Origin of the sequence: Hymenobacter radiodurans, from assembly GCF_004355185.1 — a bacterium.
GTDB classification, from domain to species: Bacteria; Bacteroidota; Bacteroidia; order Cytophagales; family Hymenobacteraceae; genus Hymenobacter; species Hymenobacter radiodurans.
This window is the reverse complement of record NZ_CP037922.1, coordinates 2,645,282-2,667,541: the sequence shown is the minus strand read 5'-3', so window position 1 is coordinate 2,667,541 and position 22,260 is coordinate 2,645,282. Positions and strand designations below refer to the sequence as shown.

Below are 22,260 nucleotides of genomic sequence, written 5' to 3'. Positions count from 1 at the left end.
TATAGGCAGTAGGAAGACCCGCGCCATAGCATAGTTACCACCTGCGCCCGGCCACTCTAGGCCGCCGGGGTTGGCCGCGGTAACGCGCCGTTGCCCGACAAATAACCCCATCAGAAGGATTTTTCGGGTGTATATTTATTCATCAGCTTGAGGAGCACACCGTTGGTCCAGCCGAAGCCGTCCTGGAGGGGATATTCCCCACCTCCGGCTTTTAGCTTGGTATCCACCACATTGTACTTCTCCATCAGCTTACCGGTCTGCTCGAACACCTCGCTATTCAGGCCAATCCAACGGGTAGCCACGGTGCGGGCCAGGGCCCCTTGCTGGTACCGCTCCAGTCCGTCGATGGCCATGTATTGCAGTGGTGCCCACGCATTGGGAGCATCCCACTGCTGGCCTCCGCCGCGGCGGGTAGTAATGAGGCCGCCAGCTTCCAGAAAGTCCCGTTGCAGGCCTTTCGCTATGCGCTTGGCCTGGGGCTCGGTAGCTATGCCAAACTCCAGGGGATAGACTGCCGCCAGCGTATGCTGAGGTGAACGTAGCTGGGTCCGAAAATTATAATCGACGAACCATCCGGCCTTAGCATCCCAGCAATACGCCAGGATAGCGTTTTTCCTGCTTTGGGCCTTGGCAAGAAACGCGTTGGCTTTGGGCGCATTGCCCTGGAGCTGGTAAGAGTTGGCCAGCGTCGTTTCGAGGTAATACAGCAAGCAATTCAAATCAACTGGCACTATATCAGTAGTTTGAATGCTGCCTAGCTTGCCATCGGCCCCAAACCAGCGGGTGCTGAAGTCCCAGCCCGAAGCGGCGGCGGCGCGCACGTTGCGGTAGAACTGCGCCGGCGGCTGGGAGCTGAGCTTGGCAGCAGCCACGTCTTCAGCGTAAGATTCCTCGCGGGGCTGGTCGCTGCTGTCGTAGTAGCGGTTGAGCAGCTCGCCCTTAGGCAGGCGCACGACGCGGTCTTGGGCCGTACCCGGAGCCAAGGTTTCCGCGCCGGCCATCCAATAAGTATACTCGCGTAGCAGTTGAGGTTGGTAGCGCAGAATCGTCTTCGCATCGCCTTCCTCTTGGGCTAGCAGGGTCACCATTTTTGCAAAAAATGGCGGCTGTGAGCGGGTGAGGTAGTAGGTGCGGTTGCCGTTAGGAATAAAGCCGTACGTATCCAGCAGGTAAGCGAAGTTGTCAACCATGTCGCGAATGACCGACGTGCGCTTGCTTTCGGCCAGCCCCAGCATCGTAAAGTAGGAGTCCCAGTAGTACACTTCCCTAAAACGCCCCCCAGGTACGATATAGGGGCGCGGGAGCGGTAACAGCGACGAAGCTCCGCGTGCCAGCGTGTCGGGTTGGCGCTGTAGCACAGTCCACAGCGTGTCGAGATGGTGGCGCAGGCCCGCGTCCACCCGGCTTTGGTATTCGCCGCCAATTGCGGGCGGGGGAATAAAGTGCGCCGCCACGAAGGCTTTCAGGTCGAAGCCTGGGGTCCCTTTCTGCTGCAAATAGGCCTGCATTACATCGGCGGGGGGCCTTTTGGCTACTGCATCGACGAAGGTTTTGTTGTCGGGGTACACGCGGCCTAGCTGCACGGCCTCGAACAAGCCAGGATAGAGCTGCCGCGGCGAGGGCGGAATGGATTGAGCGGTAGCGGCGCCCCTAGAATCAGGAGGACGGCGATAAAGAGCTTACGCATGGGGTGGGAGAGTAAAGTGTCTGGTACTATTCTGGCCGGCCCGGCGCGCCTAAATTGGCTGGGTGGCTGTCGTATTCGTGGAGGTACAGCGCCTTAGCGGCCAACGGAGTAGGTTTTGCGCTGGGGGCCTACACCGGTAATCTTGACGGACTGCCAGCCCGTGGGTAAGGTGGTCTTGCTTTGGGTGATACCGGTGGGCGTAATATTTAGCCCCCCAAAACCCATTAGTACGGCCTGTAAAACGCCCCCCGCGCCGGTGGCGAAATAAGGATTGGTGCCGCCCTTGGTTTCGGCAATAACGCGGAAGGGTGGTAGCAAGTTGGGTTCGTAAGCGTCTTTGAACCACAGCTTGGCCTTGCTGGCGTCGCCGAGTCGCGCGTACAGCAGCGCGAAGATGGCTTGGGTCATCGCGGGCGTGCCCTCATTCGGGACGCGGGTTTCGTAGTAAGCTAGGTCTTTTCGGATCTGAGCTGGCGCCGTAATTACATTAAGCGGGTAAGCCAGTAGGTTCACGTCTCCCTGTTTAATGCCTTCGCCCTTGTAAGTGGCGTGCTCCTGGGTCACGCCGTCCGCCATTTTCAGGATTGGGATGTTCTGGGCCACGTGCAGCCAATCAGCGTTGGCCTTCAACCCGAGCAGCTTAGCGGCGGCCGTGGCATTGCGCAGGTTTACCTGGGCAGCGGCGTTGGTGAAAGCATCGTTATCCACGTTTTCGGCCCATTCGTCGGCGGCTACCACGTTCTTGATATCATAGCGGCCGGGGCCATTACGCTCCACCCGGCTGGCCCAGAGGTCGGCCGTAGCGGATAGGATAGGCCAGCCCTTCTCGCGCAGCCACTCTTTGTCCTGAGTTACGCAGTAATACTGCCATGCGGCCAGGGCCACGCAGGCCGAAATATGGTGCTCAAACGGGCCACTCAGGGCCCAGACTGGGGTTTCCTCCACGCCGGTATCGGCACTTTCCCACGGGTACATGGCACCCTGGTAACCATGCGCAAAGGCATTGCGCCGGGCCGCTTCCAAGCGCTGGAAACGGTACTCTATCAAGGATTTGGCGATTTCCGGATGCATAACCGCTAGCACCGGAAACATCCACACATCGGTATCCCAGAAAACGTGGCCATTATAGCCCAGCCCCGATAAACCCATGGGCGAGGGAGAATAGTCGGTGCCGGCCCGCGAAAAGCTGTAGAGGTGGTAGAGCATACTGCGCACGTCCTGTTGGGCCTGCGGGTCGCCCTCAATCTGAATATCGCTCTGCCAGAGCTCATTCCAGGCTTTGGTGTGGAAAGCTAGCAGCCGGTCTTTGCCTTCAAGGCGGGCAAAGATGGTTAGGCGCTCGGCCTCGTTCAGCGGGTCGGCATGGTGGGCGGAGGTGATGGACGAGCCGGCTACGGCGTAGGTGTAGGTTTGGCCTGCGGGTAGCTTTTTGCTGAATTTCATCAGGTGCATGTTGTTATCCCACATCTCATGGATCACCCGGGGCTCCTGCCCGTGCGCCTCGTTAAACAAAAAGCTGTTGGAGGCGCAGAGCTGCAGCTTGCCCGTGGGGCTTTGGGCCGAGGAAGTGAGCAGGCTGAGCGTGACGTGGGGCCGGTCAATCTCATTATAGTAGTTCTGGGCATCGCGCAGCGCGTCCGGAGTTTCCATCACGCTGGCCGCCGTCAGGGCGAGGTCTTTTTTGGCGACAATACTCACATCCAGTAGCACGGTGAAGGGCAAGTGGCGCAGGGCGTAGTAAGTGTAGCTGATGGTAGCTTTGTCCTGGTAGTCGAAGGTGGTGGTGAGGGCGGCGCGGCGCATGTCCAGCTCCTGACGAAAGTTGCTCGCATCCTGGGGGCCCAGCCGCCGGCCATCCACTTCCAGGTACATATTCAGCAGGTTAAAGCTGTTCAAGAAATTGCTAACCCGCCCCCGACCGTACTGATCATAAGCGCCGGCCAGCACTACGTTTTTAACCTGAAACGGCGCCGGCGATGATACAATGCCAATCATGCCGTTGGCCACTGTCACGCCATAGTACTTGCTGGGGTCAATTTTATCAGCGGCAATGCGCCACGGATCGGGTGCCTGGGCCAGCGCGGGGGCAAAATCATCATGAAAAACAACGCCAGCGTACTTAGACCAACGGACCGATTCCGGGGGGCTTTTTTCGGGGGGTGGGGGGCAAATTTCGGCATTCGGGAGGAGTGAGGTGGGGCAGGCGGGAAGTAAATGAACTAAGCAAAATAAGGCTTAGCGCAGGGGTAGCACTAAATGCTACCAGGGCAATAGTGCCAGGATTGCGGCCGGCGTAAAGGTCGGGTAATTGTTCAGCCAAGGCTTACCGCCTAGCTCTAGAGTAGCGGGTAGCGCCCAACTGCGGTTGCCGGAGTAGAAATTAAGCAATGGGGTAGGAAGACGACGGACACAAGTCGGCCGCTGGCTGCTGCCGTTCAGCAGTAACCAACGGCCGGTTTGTGTGCTACCAAAGGCTAGTAGCCTGGGTTCTGCGTAATGTTACGGTTCACATCCACCTGGGTCTGCGGTACGGGATAGATCAGGTATTTCGGGTCGCTCTGGGGCTTGTCTTTGCGCGCCAGCAGAAACTTGCCGAACCGAATCATATCCTGCCGACGCCACGACTCGCTGTACAGTTCCCGGCCCCGCTCGGCAAGCAACGCGTCGAGGTTAAGCGAGGTGAGAGCACTGGCTCCGCGCGAAGGGTGGGTGCGTAACGAGTTCACGATGGCTAGCGCCGTACCACCAAATCCCCCGGCGTTGGTAGGCGTGCCGCCGCGCAGGATGGCTTCGGCCTTCATCAGCAGCACGTCGGCTAGGCGGAAGGATACATGGTCGTTTTCAGCGCCGTTGCCTCCTTTGGCCTCACTTGGGTAATCCACGGGGTATTTTATGGGCCGGATGCCCTTGGCTTCGAGGTCAGCCCCGGTTTCAAACAAGTTAATTTCCTTGGTGAACGCCAGCGGAGCCCCGCCCCGAGTAGTAAGGGGAGCATCGGTAGCCAGATTGTACTGCTGACCAATCAGGAAGCCCACATTGATCCGCCGACCGGGGTTGGCGGGTCCGCCTGCTATGTCGTAAGCCACGCCGCGGCGCTTGTCGGTTGCCTCAAACAGGTCGTAGAGCTCCGCCGGGGCGGCCGGACCGTTGTAGCCATCCACGGGCCGCATGTTGTAGTGCGACACGAACTTCCACAAGTCGCGCACGGGGCCGCTATTGCCGAAGGTATTGGCCTGCGTGAAGATGTTCTCCCGGCCAATAGCCCCATTGTTGGGCGCGAAGTTGTCGAAATAGTTGGGCGTAAAGGAGTACTTGCCGGTGTTGATGATCTCGTCGGCCAGCCTAATTACCTGGTTCATATCGGCAGCCGCGAAGGTTGGGGACTGCCGATTGGCGTATACGCCCTTGTTGAGGTAGCACTTCATGAGCAGCACCTTGGTCGCGTCCTTGGTGGCACGACTAACAGGAGCATCGGGTAGGTTGGCTTGAATAGCGTTCAGCTCGCTTACGATGTAGTCGAGCGCCTCAGTGCCCTTGCGCACCCGCGCCAGTTCGCTCAGGTTCTCACCGGGCTCCCGGTACAGCACCTGGTCGTAGAGGTCGAGCACCAAAAACATCGCCCAGGCCCGCAGAAACCGAGACTCAGCTTCCTGCTGGGGTGAGGGGGAGAAGCGCAGCAAGTCAGTGGAGGCGTAGATGATGCCGTTGAGTTGGGTGTAGGTTTCGCGCACCCGCTCATTATTGGCATCCCAGGTATGGTTGTAGAGTTGTCGCCACTTACCATTGTCGTCCCAGTCTGGCCCGCGGGTGGGCATAATGCGGGAATCGGTGGATACCTCCTGAAGGGCAAACACGCTTACGTGGCCCTGAATGGGTTCGCGCTGGGCATTATACACGCCCTGGAGCAGGGAGGTAAGCTCACCGCGCCGAACTTGGCTCTCGGTAAGCTGGCCTTCCAGCGTTTCGTCAATTTCACAACTAGTAGCCGCCTGTAATAAAGCCAGAACGGCAGCCGCACAGGCAATCTTGGAATATCTCATGGTGGGAAAAAGCAGAAGTTACAGATTGAAATTAACGCCGAACGTGAAGGTGCGGGCGCTGGGGTAGGGTAGGTAATCGATGCCAACCGAAGGCACTTGGTTGGCTCCGCGCTTCACGGTGTTTACTTCCGGATCAAACCCGTCGTAGTCGGTAAGCACGAACAGATTCTGACCCGTGACATACACCCGGGCACCCTTTACGAAGCTACCCAAGTCGCCAAAGGAATAGGAAAGCGTCAGGTTAGACATTTTGAGAAAATCTCCTTTTTCGAGGTAGCGCGTGGTGGCCGCCGATGGGTTGCCGGTCGCTTCCTTGATCGGGTTTTCAAACGTAGAGAGGGCAATGTTTTTTCCGGCTCCAATCTGGCCTACGTTGCCCACTGCGTTAACCGTGTTGTTGTACACGTACTGACCAAATACCCCCGTCATGTTCGCAATTAAGGCGAGTTTGCCGTAGCGAGCGTTGGCGCTCAAACCCAGCAGCGTGCGTGGATTAGGGCTGCCCGAATAAGCAATTGCCCCAAAATCATTCGATAAGCCGCTTTCGGTTAGACCGTTGTATTGAGGCAGGAAGAAGGCGTTGATGGGGTAGCCGTTGGTAATAAGCTGCGACAATGCCCCCGACAAGCCTTGACCATTGATGGCTCCAGTTGGAATGGCGGCCCCCACTAGGTCTGATACTTCGTTACGAATGAAGGTGGCGTTGACGTTGAGGCCAACTTCCACTTGCTCGTTGCTCACCAACGTGGTTCCCAGGGCCATCTCTACGCCTTTGTTTACAATCTTAGCGTCGAGGTTGTCCCAGCGAATGGCCGCGACGGATGGACGAGGCTCGCCGGGGGTAGTCGGGAACAGGATGTCAGTGGTAGTTTTATTGAAGTAATCAGCCGAGAAGGTGAGGCGGTTGTTGAAAGCTCCAATATCAATACCCACGTTGAACTGGGCGTCGGCCTGCCACTTCAAATCATCATTCGCGTCATTGAGCGGCGACTGGGCGCCGTTGTTATCGAGGGTATAGCGAAACTGGGCCGCGCCGGCCGGAAACTCCTGGTTGCCGGTGAGGCCGTAGCCGGCCCGCAGCTTCAGCTGGGTAAGCTTCTCCGCGGGGAAGAACGCTTCCTGACTGAGGTCCCAGGCGGCAGCAAAGGAGGGGAAATAACCCACCCGATTATTAGGACCGAACTTAGTGCTCTCATCCCGGCGCAACGTACCGGTCAGTACGTAGCGGTCCTTATAGCTGAAGATGGCCCGGCCAAACACCGATTGCAGCTCCGACGATGGATCAAAGAATGATGAAATCTGGCGGTTACCAGCAGCCGAATACTGAATGTAGTTGGTGTAATCGAGGCCGAAGTTGCCGAAGCCTCCTTCATCCCGATTACCAAACGCATTCACGTTGGAGCCTGAATTACTAAACTTCGTGTACTCGTAGCCCAGTACTGCGTTCAGATTCAGGTCAGTCGCTACTTCTCGGTTGAAGTTAAGCGTGTGAACGATCTGCTGGGTTACGAGCTCATTGTTGCTGATGGCCGCAAAACCCTGCCCTTCAATACCGGGATAGTTTATCAGACGCTGGTCAATAGATGTGCGCCGCTCGCCGCTGTTGTAGTTTACGCTCAGCAGCATCCGGTATTCGAGCCAGCTGGTAAACTTATACGAGGGGGCGATGCTGGCCAGGATGGTGTTCACCCGTGAGGCATCGTTGTAGAGCTCTTGGGCTGCCAGGGGGTTTACTACGTCGCCAGCCTGAATAAAGAGCGACCCGTCGGTGTTGCGCAGGGGCTGGGTGGGATTCCACTGCAGCGCCTGACCGATGAGGCTGCCCCGGAAGCCGGCGTCAGTTGTAATGTTGGCCAACTCTTCTTGGAATTGGCTGGTCGCGATGTTTACGTCTACGCCCAGCTTCTTGCTTTGCAGAAATTGCAGGTTGGTAGATAGGTTGGCGCTGTACTTCTTAAAGCCAGTTTTGCGCACAATGCCATCCTGGTCGAGGTAGCCCAGCGAGATGCGGTAGCGGCCGGTTTCCCCACCGCCGCTCATGGCCACGTTGTAGTTTTGTAAGTAGCCGGTGCGCAGAATCTCCTCCAGCGCGTCCACGTCGCCGCCCTTGTCGTTGCTGGCTGGTGCCCCGTAGTAAGTTAAGGCCTCCCGATATTGGCCAGCGTCGAGAAACTCAGGCCGGCGCAGCAGCGTCGAGAAGCCTGTAGAGGCGCCCACACTAAGAATTGGGGCGCCCGTGCGGCCTTTTTTAGTGGTAATCTGAACCACCCCATAAGCGGCTCTGGAGCCGTAAATAGCCGTAGCCGAGGCATCCTTTAGTACGGTAAAGGTCTCGATGTCGTCGGGGTTGAGGAAGTTAAGCGGGTTGCTATCGGCTCCGGCCCCCACGTCAGCGGAAGCCACCAGGCCGGGACGGGCCGTGCGACCATCAAGCGGCACGCCGTCTATCACGTACAGGGGCTGGCCAGTACCAGTTACGGCGGAGTTGCCCCGAATGCGGATAGTGGACGGCCCACCGGGCTGGCCGCTGTTGTTGCTCACCTGCACCCCCGACACGCGACCCTGAAGAAGCTGGTCCGGTGAAGTAAACGTTCCCTTGTTGAACTCCTTTTCGCCAATTACTGCCACCGCTCCGGTCAAATCTTGTTTCCGAGTCGTGCCGTAGCCCGTTACAACTACTTCATTTAGCTTCTGGGTATCCTCCTGCATGGCTACCTGCACTGTCGACTTGCCCGCAATAGAAACCTGCTGGGAGCTGTAACCAATAGAGGAGAAGGACAGCGTCGTTGTACCCTCAGGCACGGTCAATTCAAAGGTGCCATCCGCGCCTGTGCTAGTTCCCGTGGTCGTTCCCGGAATGATAACCGTCACGCCAGGCAGACCAGCGGACTGCGCATCTACCACCTTGCCCGAAACGGACCGAGTAGCTTGTGCCTGGCTCAGAATCGGAAACAGCAGGAGGAGGAAGCCTACGATTAGCACCCGTAGCCAGGTCGGCTGATGGGCGCCAGCCGGAACGGCGTCCCCTGGCTCATCCAATGTGTACTGTTGGTACAAGTTGTTGTTCATAAGTGAAAAAGTGAAATGGTGGGAATTTGAAAGGCCCGGGCTCCGAAAAGTGCTGCAACAACCGCGACGAAACCCGACAAAAGCGTAAGGCAAAATGTACTAGTAAGCGTGAAGTGTATGTAGTCTGGTTGACAGGTGTTAGTGCAGGGCTAAGGATTTGCTCCCCAGCCCATAGCATCAGCCAGTTGATTGGTACCCCTTTAACCACGTAAGGCTCTTGGCATAGGGGAAGCGAAAAAAGACAGGAAGTAAGGGACAGTCCCCCTTTCCGCAGGCGGACTTAGCTGCGTAGAGGAGACCCATGTGGGCATCCATGCCCAAGCTCATCAGGTAGTTCCCTTGGACTGAAGTAGCGGTATAATCCTGGAGAGTAAGGAAAGCGAAGCCGCGAGTCCCAATCCCACTCAGGAATAAGGTAATGGCAGGTCGGGACAGAAGGATCTGTACACCGCGTGTAAGGGCGCTAATAAGCAGAAAAACAAGCCAGTAGAACTTTTTTTCCATACGCCTGAGTGAGTAAATCCATTCTCACGCTGCCCTGCTGCTACTTGGAGGGCGTGGTGTGAATGAAGTATATTCATTTTTTTTAACTATATCTATTTATTTCACTATAATGTTTTGGCATGGTTGCCAATTCCGTCTCCGTTGGCCTGTAGGGAGAAGGACATATATATGCTGTAGAGGCAACCAAAACTAGCGGAGCTTCGGCCCACCAACCGGCGTACATGCGACGAGCTCTTCAAGTATAACCTACGTGGCTGTTGCAGAAGTCTCAGAACTGATTCCAAAGCCATTTTGACACTTGCCTAAGCGCAATAACTCGCCCTGCTCAAACCCTAGCTAAAATACTGTGGCCGCTTAAATCACCGTTCCCCTGAACTGAATCGGGCTTACAAGCACTTGACTCCAGCAGGCGTGGCCGTAGGTCGGTGCCTTACCTGCCTATGTCGCTTTCCACCTGAAAACTCGATCTTTATAACGGGGGGCTTTTGTTGGTTCCTTTCTACTTCTCGCGGCCGCGGTTCTGTCGTAAATGAGCGACACAGCAGTGCTGGCGCGGTTACGTGCAGCGTGGCGTCGTGCTACTTTCGCTCTGCGCCAAACAGGAAACGCAGCGCTTCGTATTCTGCAATAAAGGGAACCGACATGTGGCTGTCGTCTTGGTAATACTTTCCTCGGTACTTCAACCCATTTTGCTGGTTATGCTCAAAATATCGCTGCAATTGTAAGGCGCTCCGCATGTGCAGGGTAGCCGTTGTGGTATCCGTTAGCACCCTAGTTACGTCCATGCCCTCGTCCGCCGTGTTGGCAATACCTAGGTAGAGGGAGGTTCCGTGAAAACGCCTGGTTTCCAGTGCCCGTTTTGTTTCTTTCAACAGGGCTTGGTTGTCCCACCACATGCTTGGGTCAAGGCAGATATAGGAATCAAACAAACGGGTGTGGTGCACAAAAATTTGCATTACGGCCAGCCCCCAAGAGAGTGGCCGATCAGCATTTTGCGGGGTTGGGTCGGGTAGTGCGCGTCGATATATGGCATCAATTCCTGTTCGATAAACGCAATAAATGGTTCGCCCCCTCCAGTCGTTTTGCTGGCACCCGGCGCCCAAAAAGGTGGGTCGGCGACCACGTGCGTGGGGGTCAAATCTTTTCGTCTATCTGAATGTAGTAGGCCGACCACGATCATTTGCGGACACAGCGCGTTGTAGTTGGTGCTGAGGTACTGAATCATGCTCGTCGCCGCGGCAAATTGGGCGTCGGCATCGAATAAGTACACCACCGGGTACCGTTGTGTGGCCGCCTGGCCTGCCGCACCAGCGGGCACGTGGACATAAAACTTTCGGTTTTCTTTCAGTATCGTGGACCGGAGGCTGTCCGTGTGGCCCAGGACCGTTTGGTTGCCGGGCTGCGCCGCGCCATGATAGCACACCAAAACGCACGACAGGAAAAGAATAAATCGGTTCATGTGAGTAGCTGCGTCTGATGGGTTAAAAGTCAGTCGTATCGATTGAAGTTACACAAGGTGCCTCTTGTAACTATAAAACGGAGGCCTACATAACGCAGCGCTGTTCATTAACTGCTGCCATAGTTCGTGTAAAGCTAGGGCTTGGTCGCCTGTGTGTTCTTTGTAGCTTTGCGACTCCCGAATAATATATACTTTTTATAATACTACCGGTGCATATTCTGCAGCTTTGTCCGCGCGTGCCGTTTCCGCCCCATGACGGAGGCGCCATTGCCATGTACGACGTTGCTGCTGACCTGGCCCGTGCGGGGCACCGCGTAACTGTACTGGCCGCCAACACGCCCAAACACGAGCAGGCGGCGGATGTATTGAGCCACTTGCCCGGCGTACGCCTACTCACGGTGCCCATTGATACGCGCCTAAACCCCGTAAATGCGCTCAAAAACCTACTTTTGGGTAAAGTGCCCTATAATGTTGAGCGGTTTATAAGCCCGCAGATGGTGGCGGAGCTGAAGCAGCTACTCCGCACGGAGCGCTTTGACGTGGTGCAGGTGGAGGGCACGTTCGTGGCGTGGTATGTGGATATTATTCGGGCCGAAGTCCCCAACCTGCCGGTAGTGCTGCGCGCGCATAATGTGGAGCATACGATCTGGAAAATGTTGGCGGAGCGGGAGCGCAACCCGATCAAAGCCATGTATCTGCATCATCTGGCGAACGGGCTGAAGCGTTTCGAGGAAAAGTATTTGCCCCGTTTTAATGCAGTGGCCGCCATTACGGCGCCTGATCAGCGCCGCCTACGGACCATGGGCTGCCCGGAGCCGGTGGTGTTTATTCCGGCTGGCGTGGACTTGAAGCGGTTTCAAATAGATGCGGCTATTCAGCCCAAGCCCAGAACGCTGTTTATGATTGGCTCGCTGAACTGGCTACCCAATCTGGAAGGCTTCGACTGGTTTCTGACCAATGTGTGGCCCTATGTGCACGAGCAGATGCCGGAGCTGGAGCTTCACATTGCTGGCAAGGATACGCCTGAGCGCATCTTGCGGCTGCGGGGGGCAATGTATTCGTGCACGGCTTCGTTGAGTCGGCGGCGGAGTTTATGCAGCGCTATGAAATCATGATAGTGCCCTTGCTGAGCGGTGGCGGCATGCGCATCAAGATTATTGAGGGCATGGCGCTGGGCAAGTGTATCATCAGCACGGGCTTGGGCTCCGAAGGAATCAGCGTGCGCAACGGCCACGATATTGTGCTTTGTGATGAGCCCAGCGAGTGGATTAACCGTATTGCAAGCTATTACAACGGCGAATTAGATCAGGCTCGAATTGGGCAGGCAGCCCGCAAAACTATCTTGAGCACGTACGATAATCTTCAGGTTGTAAACCACTTTGTAGACTTGTACCGCAGCTTGGCTGCCCCCGGCGCCTAACTTTGCCCCCCATGAAGCTGCTCGTCCTGCTGTCCCGGTTTCCTTATCCGCTTGACAAAGGCGACAAGCTGCGTGCCTTCCATCAGCTCCGCTACCTAGCTCAGCGCCACGAGATTTGCCTGTTTGCCCTCACTGATGAACCTGTGTCGCCATCTGCGCTGGCGGCCGTAACGCCACTCTGTGCGGGTGGACTGCATATTTATCAGCTGCGCCGGCCTCGCATCGGCCTGAATATGACGCGCGCCCTAGCTAGTGGGCTGCCATTGCAAGTGGGCTACTTTCATGATGCAAAGGCCCAGCGCTGCCTCGACCAGCTAATCACGCAGTTTCAGCCTGACCACGCCTACTGCCAGCTCATCCGCATGGCGGAGTACCTGCGCCCGCACGCGAAGACATTGCCCTGCACCCTGGATTATATGGATGTATTCTCGGCTGGCATGTTGCGGCGGGCCGAAAAAGCCCCCCAGTGGCAGCGACCGGTGTTTCAGCTCGAAGCCCAACGCCTGCGCACTTACGAGGCGGCAGCATTTGAGTGGTTTCGCCACCACACCATCATCTCCGACCAGGACCGTCAGCTTATCGACCACCCGCGGCGGGCCGAGATTGAGGTGGTACTGAACGGTATTGATACCACCTATTTCCGGCCCGTGCAGAGCAAAAAAGAGTATGAGATTCTATTCTGCGGCAACATGAACTACCACCCCAATGTGGATGCCGCCGTATTTCTGGCCGAAGAGATTTTGCCGCTGGTACGGCAGCGTCATCCGCAGGCTCGTCTGCTGATTGCGGGCACCACGCCGGCGCCGCGAGTACTGGCGCTGGCCTCACCCGCCGTCACAGTTAGCGGCTGGCTCTCCGATATTCGGGAGGCGTACGCGGCGGCCGGCGTATTTGTGGCGCCCATGCGCGTGGGCACGGGCTTGCAGAACAAGCTGCTCGAAGCCATGGCCATGCGCCTGCCGTGTGTGACTACCCCGCTGGCAAATAATGCCTTACGCGGAACAGTAGGAGAGCATTTGTTAGTTGGCCAAACTGCGGCCGAACTGGCAGCGCACATCAGCGACCTGCTCGCGAAGACTGAACAGGCGAAAGCATTGGCCCAGCGGGGGCTTGAGTTTGTGCGCGAAAACTACAACTGGGCCACGGCTACCAGCCGATTGGAGCGCCTGTTTGAAAAGACCTAGGATAAGCACGGAGCTTTGCTGAATTTAGCTTAAACAGCAACGGGGACTGCCGGCGAAGTTGCTGATCAGAGTAGCAATAAAATGAGCTTCTCTGCTCATCACGAATTGACTTTATCCGCATGAATAAGAACTTACGCATCGCCATTCTGGGCTGCGGCAACATGGGGCGGGCTTTTGCGAAAGCGTTTCTGCAGTACAACCTTGTGGCGCGCACCGATATGCTGCTGCTTGGCCGCGACGACGCGCATTGTGAGCGCCTGAATGCCAGCCAGCTGGGTATGCCAACGGCCTTGTTATCCGCCGAGGTTGGCAGCTACGATGTAGTATTAGTTGCGGTAAAGCCCCAGGATTTCGGCCGGGTAGCTGATGGGCTGCGGCAGGTGCTACAACCCGAGCAGGTGGTAGTATCCATCATGGCCGGCATCCCGATTGCGCGCCTGCAGCGTGAACTGAACCACCGCCAGGTATTGCGGGCCATGCCGAATACGCCAGCGTTGCTAGGTATGGGAATCACGGGTTTTTCGGCGTCTTCAGAGGTAAGCCGTACGCGGTTACATCAGGTCGAAAACCTCCTTAATGCTACGGGGCGGTCTATTTTTATGGAAGATGAGAGCCTGCTCGATGCTGTTACGGCCGTCAGTGGCAGTGGGCCGGCGTACTTTTATTACATCGTGCAGGCTATGATGCGAGCTGGGCAGGAGCTGGGGTTCTCGGAGTCGGTGGCGGGGCTGCTGGTAAAGCAGACGATGCTGGGGGCCTTTCATTTGCTGAACAATTCCGACCAAAGCATCGACCAGCTTATTGCCAATGTGGCGTCCAAAGGCGGCACCACGGAAGCAGCGTTGCGTACTTTCCGGGCGGGTCACCTAGCCGAAACACTGGTGGATGGGATAAAAGCGGCTCAGCAACGCGCTACCGAGTTGGCAAAAGAATAGAGGCCGGCATTCGCGTTCCTCCAGCGCCCTTTAACAGGTTAAACTCTGGCTCAACTCGCTTATATAGCGGTTCGCCATTCGAGAATTTTGCCTGTCGTAACTTCGTGGCGCTGTTGGTGGTTGTTCTGCCAGCTTTGCGACCAAATTTGCCCCCCGCAACATTTTTTAATCTGCTTCACCTACGTTCATGCTTAATTCAATAGAAGACGCCATTGCCGATATTCGCGCCGGCAAAGTAGTTATCGTGGTCGACGACGAAGACCGCGAAAACGAAGGCGACTTTATCTGTGCTGCCCGCTGTGCTACCCCCGAAATTGTAAATTTTATGGCCACTCACGGCCGCGGCTTGGTGTGCGCACCGCTGACTGAAGACCGCTGCGAGGAGTTGGGTTTGGAGCTAATGGTAGGCCGCAATACGGCCCTGCACGCGACTCCTTTCACGGTATCGGTTGACTTGCTGACCCACGGTGTCACGACGGGTATTTCCGCCTCCGACCGCTCCAAGACCATCATGGCCCTCATTGACCCCGCTACCAAGCCGGAAGAGCTCGGTAAGCCGGGGCATATTTTTCCGCTGAAAGCGCGTAAGGAAGGGGTGTTGCGCCGTGCTGGTCACACCGAGGCCGCTGTTGACTTAGCGCGCTTGGCGGGGTTTGAGCCGGCTGGAGTGCTGGTGGAGATTCTGAAGGAAGACGGTGAAATGGCCCGCCTGCCCGACCTAGAGGAAGTGGCCCAGCGCTGGAATTTAAAGCTGATTTCGGTACAGGACCTGATCAAGTATCGGCTGGCCAAAGAGAGCCTGATTACGCGTGACATCACCGTCAAATTGCCCACGCAATGGGGCGATTTCGACCTGTATGCTTTCACCCAGCGCTCCAATGGTGCTCAGCACTTGGCCTTAGTAAAAGGTGACCTAACTGGCTCTGAGCCACCGCTAGTACGGGTGCACTCGTCTTGCGTAACCGGTGATATTTTCGGCTCGTGCCGCTGCGATTGTGGTCCGCAATTGCACCGCGCCATGGAGCAGATCGACAAGGCTGGTCGGGGTGTGGTGGTATACATGAACCAGGAGGGCCGGGGAATTGGCCTCCTGAATAAGTTGAAGGCTTACAAGCTGCAGGAGCAGGGCCGCGACACGGTGGAAGCCAACGTAGAGCTGGGTTTTGGCATGGATGAGCGTGATTACGGCGTAGGCGCTTCTATTTTGCGCGACCTAGGAATCAGCAAGATGCGGTTACTGACCAACAACCCGCGCAAGCGCACCGGCCTGATGGGCTACGGACTGGAAATTGTGGAAACCGTAGCCATTGAAATTGAACCCAACCAACATAACCAGAGTTACTTAACTACCAAGCGCGATAAGCTCGGCCACATGATTCTGAGTAAGCCGCACCCCGGTAAAACGACGGTAGAAGCCGAAAAAGAATTGTAGCCCAAAGGCCGGAAAACGCGTTTTTTGGCTATATTACTCTGGCTATGAAAATCCTGCGTTCCGTTTTGAGTGCCGGCGCGGCCGCCCTGGTGTTCAGCTTGTATCCCGTTTCGGTTGCCTTGGCGCAGCGCAGCAACTTCGTTCAGGAGTTTGCGGGCAGCACTATTCTGCTGGCCAACGGTGACACGCTGGAAGGCCCTTTGGTGCTGCATCGCAACGAGGACGTGGTGCGCATGACCATGCCTGATAATACCATCAGTACGCTCTCGGCAGTGGCGGTACAAAGTTTTGCGGTAAAAGGTGAGCAGTTCGACCGTCGCCGCGACGCGTATTACTACGACGACTTTTACGATGCACGCCGGGGCTACTATTACGGCAGCCCAGCGTTCTTCAACGGACCGCTACCCAAGCGCCGGGAGCGGCCTGATACGAGCTTGGTGCGGGTATTTCGCACCTACCGCTGGAACCGCGACAACGACTACAGCGACTACAAATCGCCGGCGTTTTTTGAGCAGTTGAGTAGCGGCCCTACCGTGTTGTTGCGCCGTGAAGCCCTGGTGGAGCGGCCGGTGTACGCCGCCGGCCCTTATGGGTATGGCGGTGCGTACGGTGGGTATCCGGCGGGGCCTGCGCGCTATGCGGGCTCGTATTCGGAGATAAAAGACAATTTCTATCTGGGTACGGCCACGGGCAATATTATTCCGCTGCGCAATCCGAAAAAGGATTTGTTGGCTGCTTACCCAAAGCAGGCCCGCCAGATTGAGAAGTATGCCAAGCAGAACAACCTGAACTTTACTATTGCCCGCGAGCTGGCCTTTATTGTGAACTACGCCAATTCGCTGTCAGAAGAAAAGCAACCGTAGTTTCTACTATACACTTTAGGAAAAAAGCCCCCAGACAATCTCTGGGGGGCTTTTTTGTGTTGGCAGCTTTGTTAGATGGCCTCAGACCTACAAATCCCGGTAACGAAGCAATAGGTAGCTACCGAGCCAGAAGAGAGCGGCATAGGTGAGGGCAAGCGGCACGGCCTGTGCGGCGCTGAGGGCGCTGGTGGGGCCGGTCATGGTTTCGAGAACAGCCTGCGAGGGGTTGGGTGTAAGGCTGGAAAATACTTTGGTGGGGAAATAACGATCAATCTGATCATCGACGGGCAGGCGCAGCAGGGGCTCAATTACCCACGAATAGAGCAGAAAAAGCAGAATGGCGGGTCCGCTCTTGCGAATCAGGAAGCCAAACAGAGCGGCCAAGCTGAGGTAGGCCAGCGCCTGCACACCGTAGCGAAGCAGCGCGTCGAACAATCCTTCTGCGGGGGAAGTGCTGGAATCGGTGGCATACCTAAGGCCGAAGTAAAGCCCGACTAACAGCACTACTAGCATCCCAAACAGCGTAAGCAGCCCCGATACGGTTACTTTTCCCTGTATCAGCCCCGCCGGCGATAAGCCATCGATGAGCTGTTGGCGGAAGGTGCGAAACTGAAACTCGTCGGTGATGAGGATGATAAGCAGAATACCCAGCAGCAAGTGAAAGTAGCTGGCGACGTAAGCCAGCTTGGTCCATAAGCCTGGGAACGCGTACAGACTGCTGCCCATGGTCTGCCCATTGATGGTCACGTTGCCACCCACCGAAACGAAGAAAGCCAACAGCCCCACAAAGAGCGCCAGCACAATCCAGACCGTGCGGTAGGGCAGGAGCTTTCGGAGTTCAGCACGTACGAGCATGAGGTAAGAATAAGAAAATGGAGTTGTTGAGAAGGTAAATTAGGCTGACGGGCGCTACTTGGTGAGCTCCAGAAACTGCGTCTCGAGGCTGCGGTGCCGCACTTCCAGACTGTTGAGCACCAATCCTTGCAGGAAAAGCGCTTGGTTCAGCTCGGCGGGCTGATAGCCAGTGCCCAGCACCGCACTGAACGCCCCACCCGGCTCGGGACGGATATCCGTTACCCAGAAAAAGCCCCCAGGGCCTCCAGCAGTGCAGCCGGCGCGGCATTGGGAGCCAAACGCAGCACAACACGGTCGGCCACGGCCAGAATGTCGCTGACGGGGCCCGCAGCGCGCAACTCGCCGCGCTGAAGCACGGCCACATGGGTGCATACTTTCTCAATCTCATCGAGCAGATGACTGGCCAGAATAATCGTCTTGCCCTCCGCCGCTAAACGCAGCACCAGCGCCCGAACTTCGGCAATGCCCTGCGGGTCAAGGCCATTGGTGGGCTCGTCGAGAACCAGAACCTCCGGCCGACCCAGCAACGTAGACGCCAGCGCCAGTCGTTGTTTCATGCCCAGCGAGTAGCCCCGAAAGGCATCGTGCTGGCGGGCGGCCAGGCCGGTTATTTCCAGCGCTTCCGCAATGGTGGATGGGTCGGCGCCTTTTACCTCGGCGGCAATCTGCAGGTTTTGGCGAGCGGAGAGGTAGGGAAAAAAGTTGGGAGTTTCCAGCAAAGCGCCTACCCGGCGCTTGCTGGCACTCGAAATTTGCCCCCCAAACCAGCGCACGCTGCCCCCCGATGGTTGGAGCACTCCCAGCGCAATGCCGAGCGTAGTGGTTTTGCCGCTGCCATTTGGCCCCAATAACCCGTACACGCTACCAGCCTCCACCGTCAGGTTCAGGCCCTTGAGTGCCTGCGTACTTCCATAGCTTTTGGAGAGGTTCTCGATTTCAAGGATAGGCATGTGGGGGACTTAGATTTGGAGGTACTGGACTTTGAAATGATACTGAAAACTCAACTCAATACCCGCGTTTGTCAGGCAGAGCGGTAGGGAAGCGGGTGGCGTGTTTAGTAAGGTTAGCAACCTCACGTCAGCACGCGAGATGCTTCACTACGTTCTGCATGACGGGCTGATAGCTGATAATCTAAGGGCAGTAGATTCGCCTTGTATGACGTACAGATTGATATCCAGAAGCACTATTCAACCGGCAATTTGCCCCCCATCCAGCGGGCTACGGGGTAGCGCAAGTAAGATTTTTCGTAATGTGGAGAGCGGCGGTAAACGAAGTCCAGCTGGGCGCTGGCACTTTTGGCAAAGGCTGGATCTTCTTTTTTGCGGGCTTCGAGCTGTTGACGGAGCTGTGGGTCGCGGCGGAGTAGCTCGGCGGCAAGATCCTCGAACACATAGTCGGAGAAGTGTTCTTTCTGCTGGAGAATACTGTCGAAAAAGCCCCAATTGAAGAAGGAATCCGTGGCTTGTGGCTCAAGGGTTTCAACAAGGTAGCGGGCAGCTGCTTGGTCAACTACTGCCACGTAGTCTCCTTTTCGGAATGCTAACGCTTGCTGCTCGGGCCGCAACTTCACCTGCGAATGGATGTAGTGGCCTTCGTAGGGTCGCGGCGACGTTTTATAATCTTCCACATAGTACACCTCCGTGGTGAGTGTGGTGTCGCGGCGAAGCTGCTGAAGCTGTACGCCGCTCAGGCGCAGGCGCTCCAGCACCTCGCCCCAAGCCTGGGGAATAAGGTAAGCCACGGGCCGGCGCACGGTGGTAGTGGGGCGGTAGGTGTGGTAGTAGTTGACGGGCCGTGTGAAAGGAGCTTTACGGTCATAATAAAGGCGTGGCTGCCCGCTCACTTCGCTTGTTTTGGTACGGCCTTCATAGCCCCGGAAGCTGAATTTGTCTACCTGCGTGGTGTCTAGTTTCCACGTCAGAGGGAAGTCAGTTTGGGTGCGGGTTTGCTGGTCGGCCGTGGCGCGGGCTTGCTTGATTTGGGCGGCATCCTGGTGCACAGTACGAATGAGCAAATCCAGAAAATCGTAGGTAACACGCACCCGGGGGGCAAATTCCTTGAGCATGTGCGTCTCGGTCACGAAGCCCAGCGTATTGAACAATGTGGTGTAGCCGGTGGAGTAGCGCGGCGTTTCCAGGAAGCCCCGCAGGCCACTCTCCGGCGTACGGCCCTCAAAGTCGACATAAGGCGTCAAAGGCCATTTCTTCTTTTCCATGCCCGCGTACAAAGCCGGCAGCAACCGCTGTTGCATGTATTGGCTCATAGCCGGATGCAGCTTATCGCGCTGCGTGTCAATCAGCGTCATGGTGTATTGATAATCAGCGCCATTCGATGTGTGTGTATCAACAAATACTTCCGGTTGCCAACGCTGGAAAAGATGGGCAAAACTGCGGGCATTGCGCGAGTCCTGCTTGATGTAGTCGCGGTTCAAATCGAGGTTGCGGGCGTTGCCCCGGAAGCCGTATTCCTGGGGGCCATTTTGGTTGGTGCGGGTAGTGCTGTTACGATTTAGGGAGCCATCTACGTTGTAAATCGGGATGAGCACCAATGTGATATTTTCGAGTTGGCGCCGTAGCTCTTTTTTCTGCACGTAGTCGCGCACGAGCATCATGCTGGCATCAATGCCTTCGGGCTCGCCGGGGTGAATACCGTTTTGGATAAAGATGACGCGGCGGTTTTTGGCCCGGACTGAAGACGGGTCCGCGTCCCCGTCTAGCGACACGACTACCTCGTGCAGCGGCTGGCCAATGTCGGTGGTGCCGGCCTCGCGCAGTGTAATTTCAGGGTAGGCCGCGTCGAGCCTTTTATAGTAGTCGATGCACTCGGCGTAGGTGGCGGTGGTATTGCCGTTGCCTTTCTCGAAAGGCGTGCGCCAGTCGGCAGGCGCAGTGAAAAGCAGGGAGGCAGAGAGGAGAAGAGCGAGCATGCAGGGACGGTGAATTTTCTGCAATCAACGCCAAAAAAAGAAAACTCCGACAAGCCTAGCTGCATGGGTATGATTTGGCAACGATTGGTTTAGCTACCATCAAAGCTTGAGTCACTTGGGAATCTAAAGATTAAGCTCCCAAAGTCTATAATAGTGTATGCTTTTGGGGAGTGACAATAAACACTTTCTTACACTTGCTCGAAGGCCTATTACTAGAGTTTAAAGCATAAAGAAGGTCCAGGCTTCCTAGCCTGGACCTTCTTTATGCTTTAAAACAATGCATTTTAGAAGCCTAAGCCAATAGTTGCGCCAGTAACTCGGGCATTCGGATCGCTACCCTCAGGACGGCGTAGCGCACCTAAATTCTTCGTTTCACCTGTAGTTAAGTTTACTGTCCTAACTACATCGTTATTGTCCAGGCCATACCCTAGGTTACTTCTACCACCTACATCAAGCGTATTAAATCCCACGTCAGTGATCCTACCGTTAGTGGTGGGAACGTTGGCAAATACGCCACTTGATTGAATATTTGCGAAATACAGGTTAGTTGTTGTAGCACCAACGTAGTTATTATCATGAGCTATTGCGGCAACAGTTGGCGAAAGCCTCCCAGCGAGAAAGACATTCCCCACGCCCCTTGTCGTAGCGCCGGTTGTAGGGTTTACGGCAAAAAGTACATTATCAAAATCAGCAAATATGAGTTGGTCGATGACGGGATTGAAATCCATACCAAAAACATTGGTGGTCACTATGCCAGTGACGTTCGAGGAACCAATAGGAGTGGCTGCACCGGTAGCCGCATTGAGAGTATAAAGCTGGGCGTTTCTGGGCTGACCATCCACTTCAGGCGTCCGACCAATGGCGTAGAGCTGCCCGTTAGCAGGCCGAAAATCTATATCTAAAAGCACTTGTCCTGCTGTAATTCCCGTAATCGGCTTCTGCACGGCAGTCGCTGATGAGGTAGGATCAGAAATAAAGAGCGAGTTGGTTATCTGACCATTAGCAGCTGTGCTAACGGTGGCAACATAAAGCACTGGCTGCGTCGGGATGGCAATGCCCGAATACCCGGAGTTCGTAGCATACTCAGCTAAAGGTCGGGCTGTACCGGTACCGAGGTTCACAGTAAACAGGGTGGGCTTACCTTGTACCGAATACAAGCCTAGGGCGGTGCCGGTCTTGGCATCGATATCAAAACCCCCATCGCCGCTGATGTTTAGGTTCAAATCGCCCACCGGTACGACGGTGCCGTCGTTGGGCGGATTGACCAAGTAGAGTTGCTGGTTCTGGGTGTTGATGGCATACAAAGCCGTGATTGAAGCACCTGCAGTATTATTGGTGTAAGCGGCCCCTGTTAGCATTGCCCCAGCGACTCCATTTATGCTACCATCCGTATTGGCTACCGTGCCCGTCTCAGGATTGAGGCGCAAATTCTGCCCTGTTGAAGTGACTAAGCGAATGCGGTCTACAGTGGGGTTAAAATCAAAGCCAACTAGGTTGCCCTGCACGGTAGGATTGAATGGCCCGGTACCAATGGCGTGGGCTCTGCCAGTATTCTGATTGATAACATAGATCCGACTCATGCTGCTCACGCCGTAGAGTTGGCCCGTAGCGGGCCGGAAGTCAATAGCTAAAAGCGTCTCCCCAGCCTGTAGGCCCGTAATGGCGACCGAAACTGTAGGTGTGCTCGGGTTAGCGGTGGAGTAGGCGTCGAGCTTGGTGCCGCCCGATAAGGTGTAGAAAGGAATATCCACCCCTAAAGAAGGAAACGTGGGGGTAGGTTTTGGTTTGGGGAAGTACTGCTCCAGAATATCCTCGCAACTGGTCAGCGAAGACAATAATAGTACAGCCACGCCCCATTTGGCGAGGGAGGAGAGTTTTAGCATAGA

At 56.1% G+C, this 22,260-nt stretch carries 17 protein-coding genes; 6 read left to right on the top strand and 11 right to left on the bottom strand.

Annotation, left to right across the window (positions count from 1 at the left end; all coding sequences use genetic code 11):
* Window positions 1-110 precede the first annotated feature (110 nt).
* The 6 genes from treF to EPD59_RS12405 all read right to left on the bottom strand — a co-directional run bounded on the left by treF (window position 111) and on the right by EPD59_RS12405 (window position 10,759).
* Window positions 111-1,595: an alpha,alpha-trehalase TreF gene (gene treF, locus EPD59_RS12430; RefSeq protein ID WP_240731384.1), complete on the bottom strand. Its 1,485-nt coding sequence runs from the start codon at window positions 1,593-1,595 to the stop codon at window positions 111-113.
* A gap of 185 nt (window positions 1,596-1,780) precedes the next feature.
* Window positions 1,781-3,700, bottom strand: a complete 1,920-nt coding sequence (locus tag EPD59_RS12425) for a glycoside hydrolase family 65 protein (protein WP_317128366.1) — start codon at window positions 3,698-3,700, stop codon at window positions 1,781-1,783.
* A gap of 461 nt (window positions 3,701-4,161) precedes the next feature.
* Window positions 4,162-5,727, bottom strand: coding sequence for a RagB/SusD family nutrient uptake outer membrane protein (locus EPD59_RS12420; RefSeq protein WP_133273062.1), 1,566 nt, complete (start codon window positions 5,725-5,727; stop codon window positions 4,162-4,164).
* A gap of 18 nt (window positions 5,728-5,745) precedes the next feature.
* Window positions 5,746-8,796 carry a SusC/RagA family TonB-linked outer membrane protein gene (locus tag EPD59_RS12415; RefSeq protein WP_133273061.1) on the bottom strand — a complete coding sequence of 1,017 codons (3,051 nt, stop codon included), beginning with the start codon at window positions 8,794-8,796 and terminating at the stop codon, window positions 5,746-5,748.
* A 1,082-nt stretch (window positions 8,797-9,878) separates the two neighbouring features.
* Window positions 9,879-10,244: a hypothetical protein gene (locus tag EPD59_RS12410; RefSeq protein ID WP_133273060.1), complete on the bottom strand. Its 366-nt coding sequence runs from the start codon at window positions 10,242-10,244 to the stop codon at window positions 9,879-9,881.
* An 11-nt stretch (window positions 10,245-10,255) separates the two neighbouring features.
* Window positions 10,256-10,759, bottom strand: coding sequence for an alpha/beta hydrolase (locus tag EPD59_RS12405; protein WP_133273059.1), 504 nt, complete (start codon window positions 10,757-10,759; stop codon window positions 10,256-10,258).
* Window positions 10,760-10,995: 236 nt separating this feature from the next.
* On the opposite strand from EPD59_RS12405, the gene EPD59_RS12400 reads away from it, so the two are divergent.
* The 6 genes from EPD59_RS12400 (at window position 10,996) to EPD59_RS12375 (ending at window position 16,593) form a co-directional block, all read left to right on the top strand.
* Window positions 10,996-11,874 carry a glycosyltransferase family 4 protein gene (locus tag EPD59_RS12400; RefSeq protein WP_133273058.1) on the top strand — a complete coding sequence of 293 codons (879 nt, stop codon included), beginning with the start codon at window positions 10,996-10,998 and terminating at the stop codon, window positions 11,872-11,874.
* Window positions 11,820-12,179 carry a glycosyltransferase gene (locus EPD59_RS12395; RefSeq protein WP_133273057.1) on the top strand — a complete coding sequence of 120 codons (360 nt, stop codon included), beginning with the start codon at window positions 11,820-11,822 and terminating at the stop codon, window positions 12,177-12,179. Before EPD59_RS12400 ends, EPD59_RS12395 begins: the two co-directional genes overlap by 55 nt.
* 11 nt (window positions 12,180-12,190) lie before the next feature.
* Entirely contained in the window at window positions 12,191-13,363 is a 1,173-nt protein-coding gene (locus EPD59_RS12390; RefSeq protein WP_133273056.1) for a glycosyltransferase, read from the top strand.
* Between the two features lie 119 nt (window positions 13,364-13,482).
* The gene (gene proC / locus EPD59_RS12385; protein ID WP_133273055.1) at window positions 13,483-14,298 is read left to right on the top strand and encodes a pyrroline-5-carboxylate reductase; all 816 of its coding nucleotides are present in this window, start codon (window positions 13,483-13,485) and stop codon (window positions 14,296-14,298) included.
* A gap of 187 nt (window positions 14,299-14,485) precedes the next feature.
* Entirely contained in the window at window positions 14,486-15,730 is a 1,245-nt protein-coding gene (locus EPD59_RS12380) for a bifunctional 3,4-dihydroxy-2-butanone-4-phosphate synthase/GTP cyclohydrolase II (RefSeq protein ID WP_133273054.1), read from the top strand.
* Between the two features lie 44 nt (window positions 15,731-15,774).
* Window positions 15,775-16,593 carry a hypothetical protein gene (locus EPD59_RS12375; protein WP_133273053.1) on the top strand — a complete coding sequence of 273 codons (819 nt, stop codon included), beginning with the start codon at window positions 15,775-15,777 and terminating at the stop codon, window positions 16,591-16,593.
* An 87-nt stretch (window positions 16,594-16,680) separates the two neighbouring features.
* Here the strand turns inward: EPD59_RS12375 and EPD59_RS12370 are convergent, their stop codons facing one another.
* The 5 genes from EPD59_RS12370 to EPD59_RS12355 all read right to left on the bottom strand — a co-directional run bounded on the left by EPD59_RS12370 (window position 16,681) and on the right by EPD59_RS12355 (window position 22,257).
* Entirely contained in the window at window positions 16,681-17,448 is a 768-nt protein-coding gene (locus EPD59_RS12370) for an ABC transporter permease (protein WP_133273052.1), read from the bottom strand.
* Window positions 17,449-17,502: 54 nt separating this feature from the next.
* Window positions 17,503-17,628 carry a hypothetical protein gene (locus EPD59_RS23260; protein WP_262712899.1) on the bottom strand — a complete coding sequence of 42 codons (126 nt, stop codon included), beginning with the start codon at window positions 17,626-17,628 and terminating at the stop codon, window positions 17,503-17,505.
* A 38-nt stretch (window positions 17,629-17,666) separates the two neighbouring features.
* Complete coding sequence (locus EPD59_RS12365) at window positions 17,667-18,398, bottom strand: ABC transporter ATP-binding protein (RefSeq protein WP_205703396.1); 732 nt, start codon at window positions 18,396-18,398, stop codon at window positions 17,667-17,669.
* Window positions 18,399-18,631: 233 nt separating this feature from the next.
* The gene (locus EPD59_RS12360) at window positions 18,632-20,374 is read right to left on the bottom strand and encodes a M14 family metallopeptidase (protein WP_165963577.1); all 1,743 of its coding nucleotides are present in this window, start codon (window positions 20,372-20,374) and stop codon (window positions 18,632-18,634) included.
* Between the two features lie 284 nt (window positions 20,375-20,658).
* The gene (locus EPD59_RS12355) at window positions 20,659-22,257 is read right to left on the bottom strand and encodes a DUF4394 domain-containing protein (RefSeq protein WP_133273051.1); all 1,599 of its coding nucleotides are present in this window, start codon (window positions 22,255-22,257) and stop codon (window positions 20,659-20,661) included.
* Window positions 22,258-22,260 lie beyond the last annotated feature (3 nt).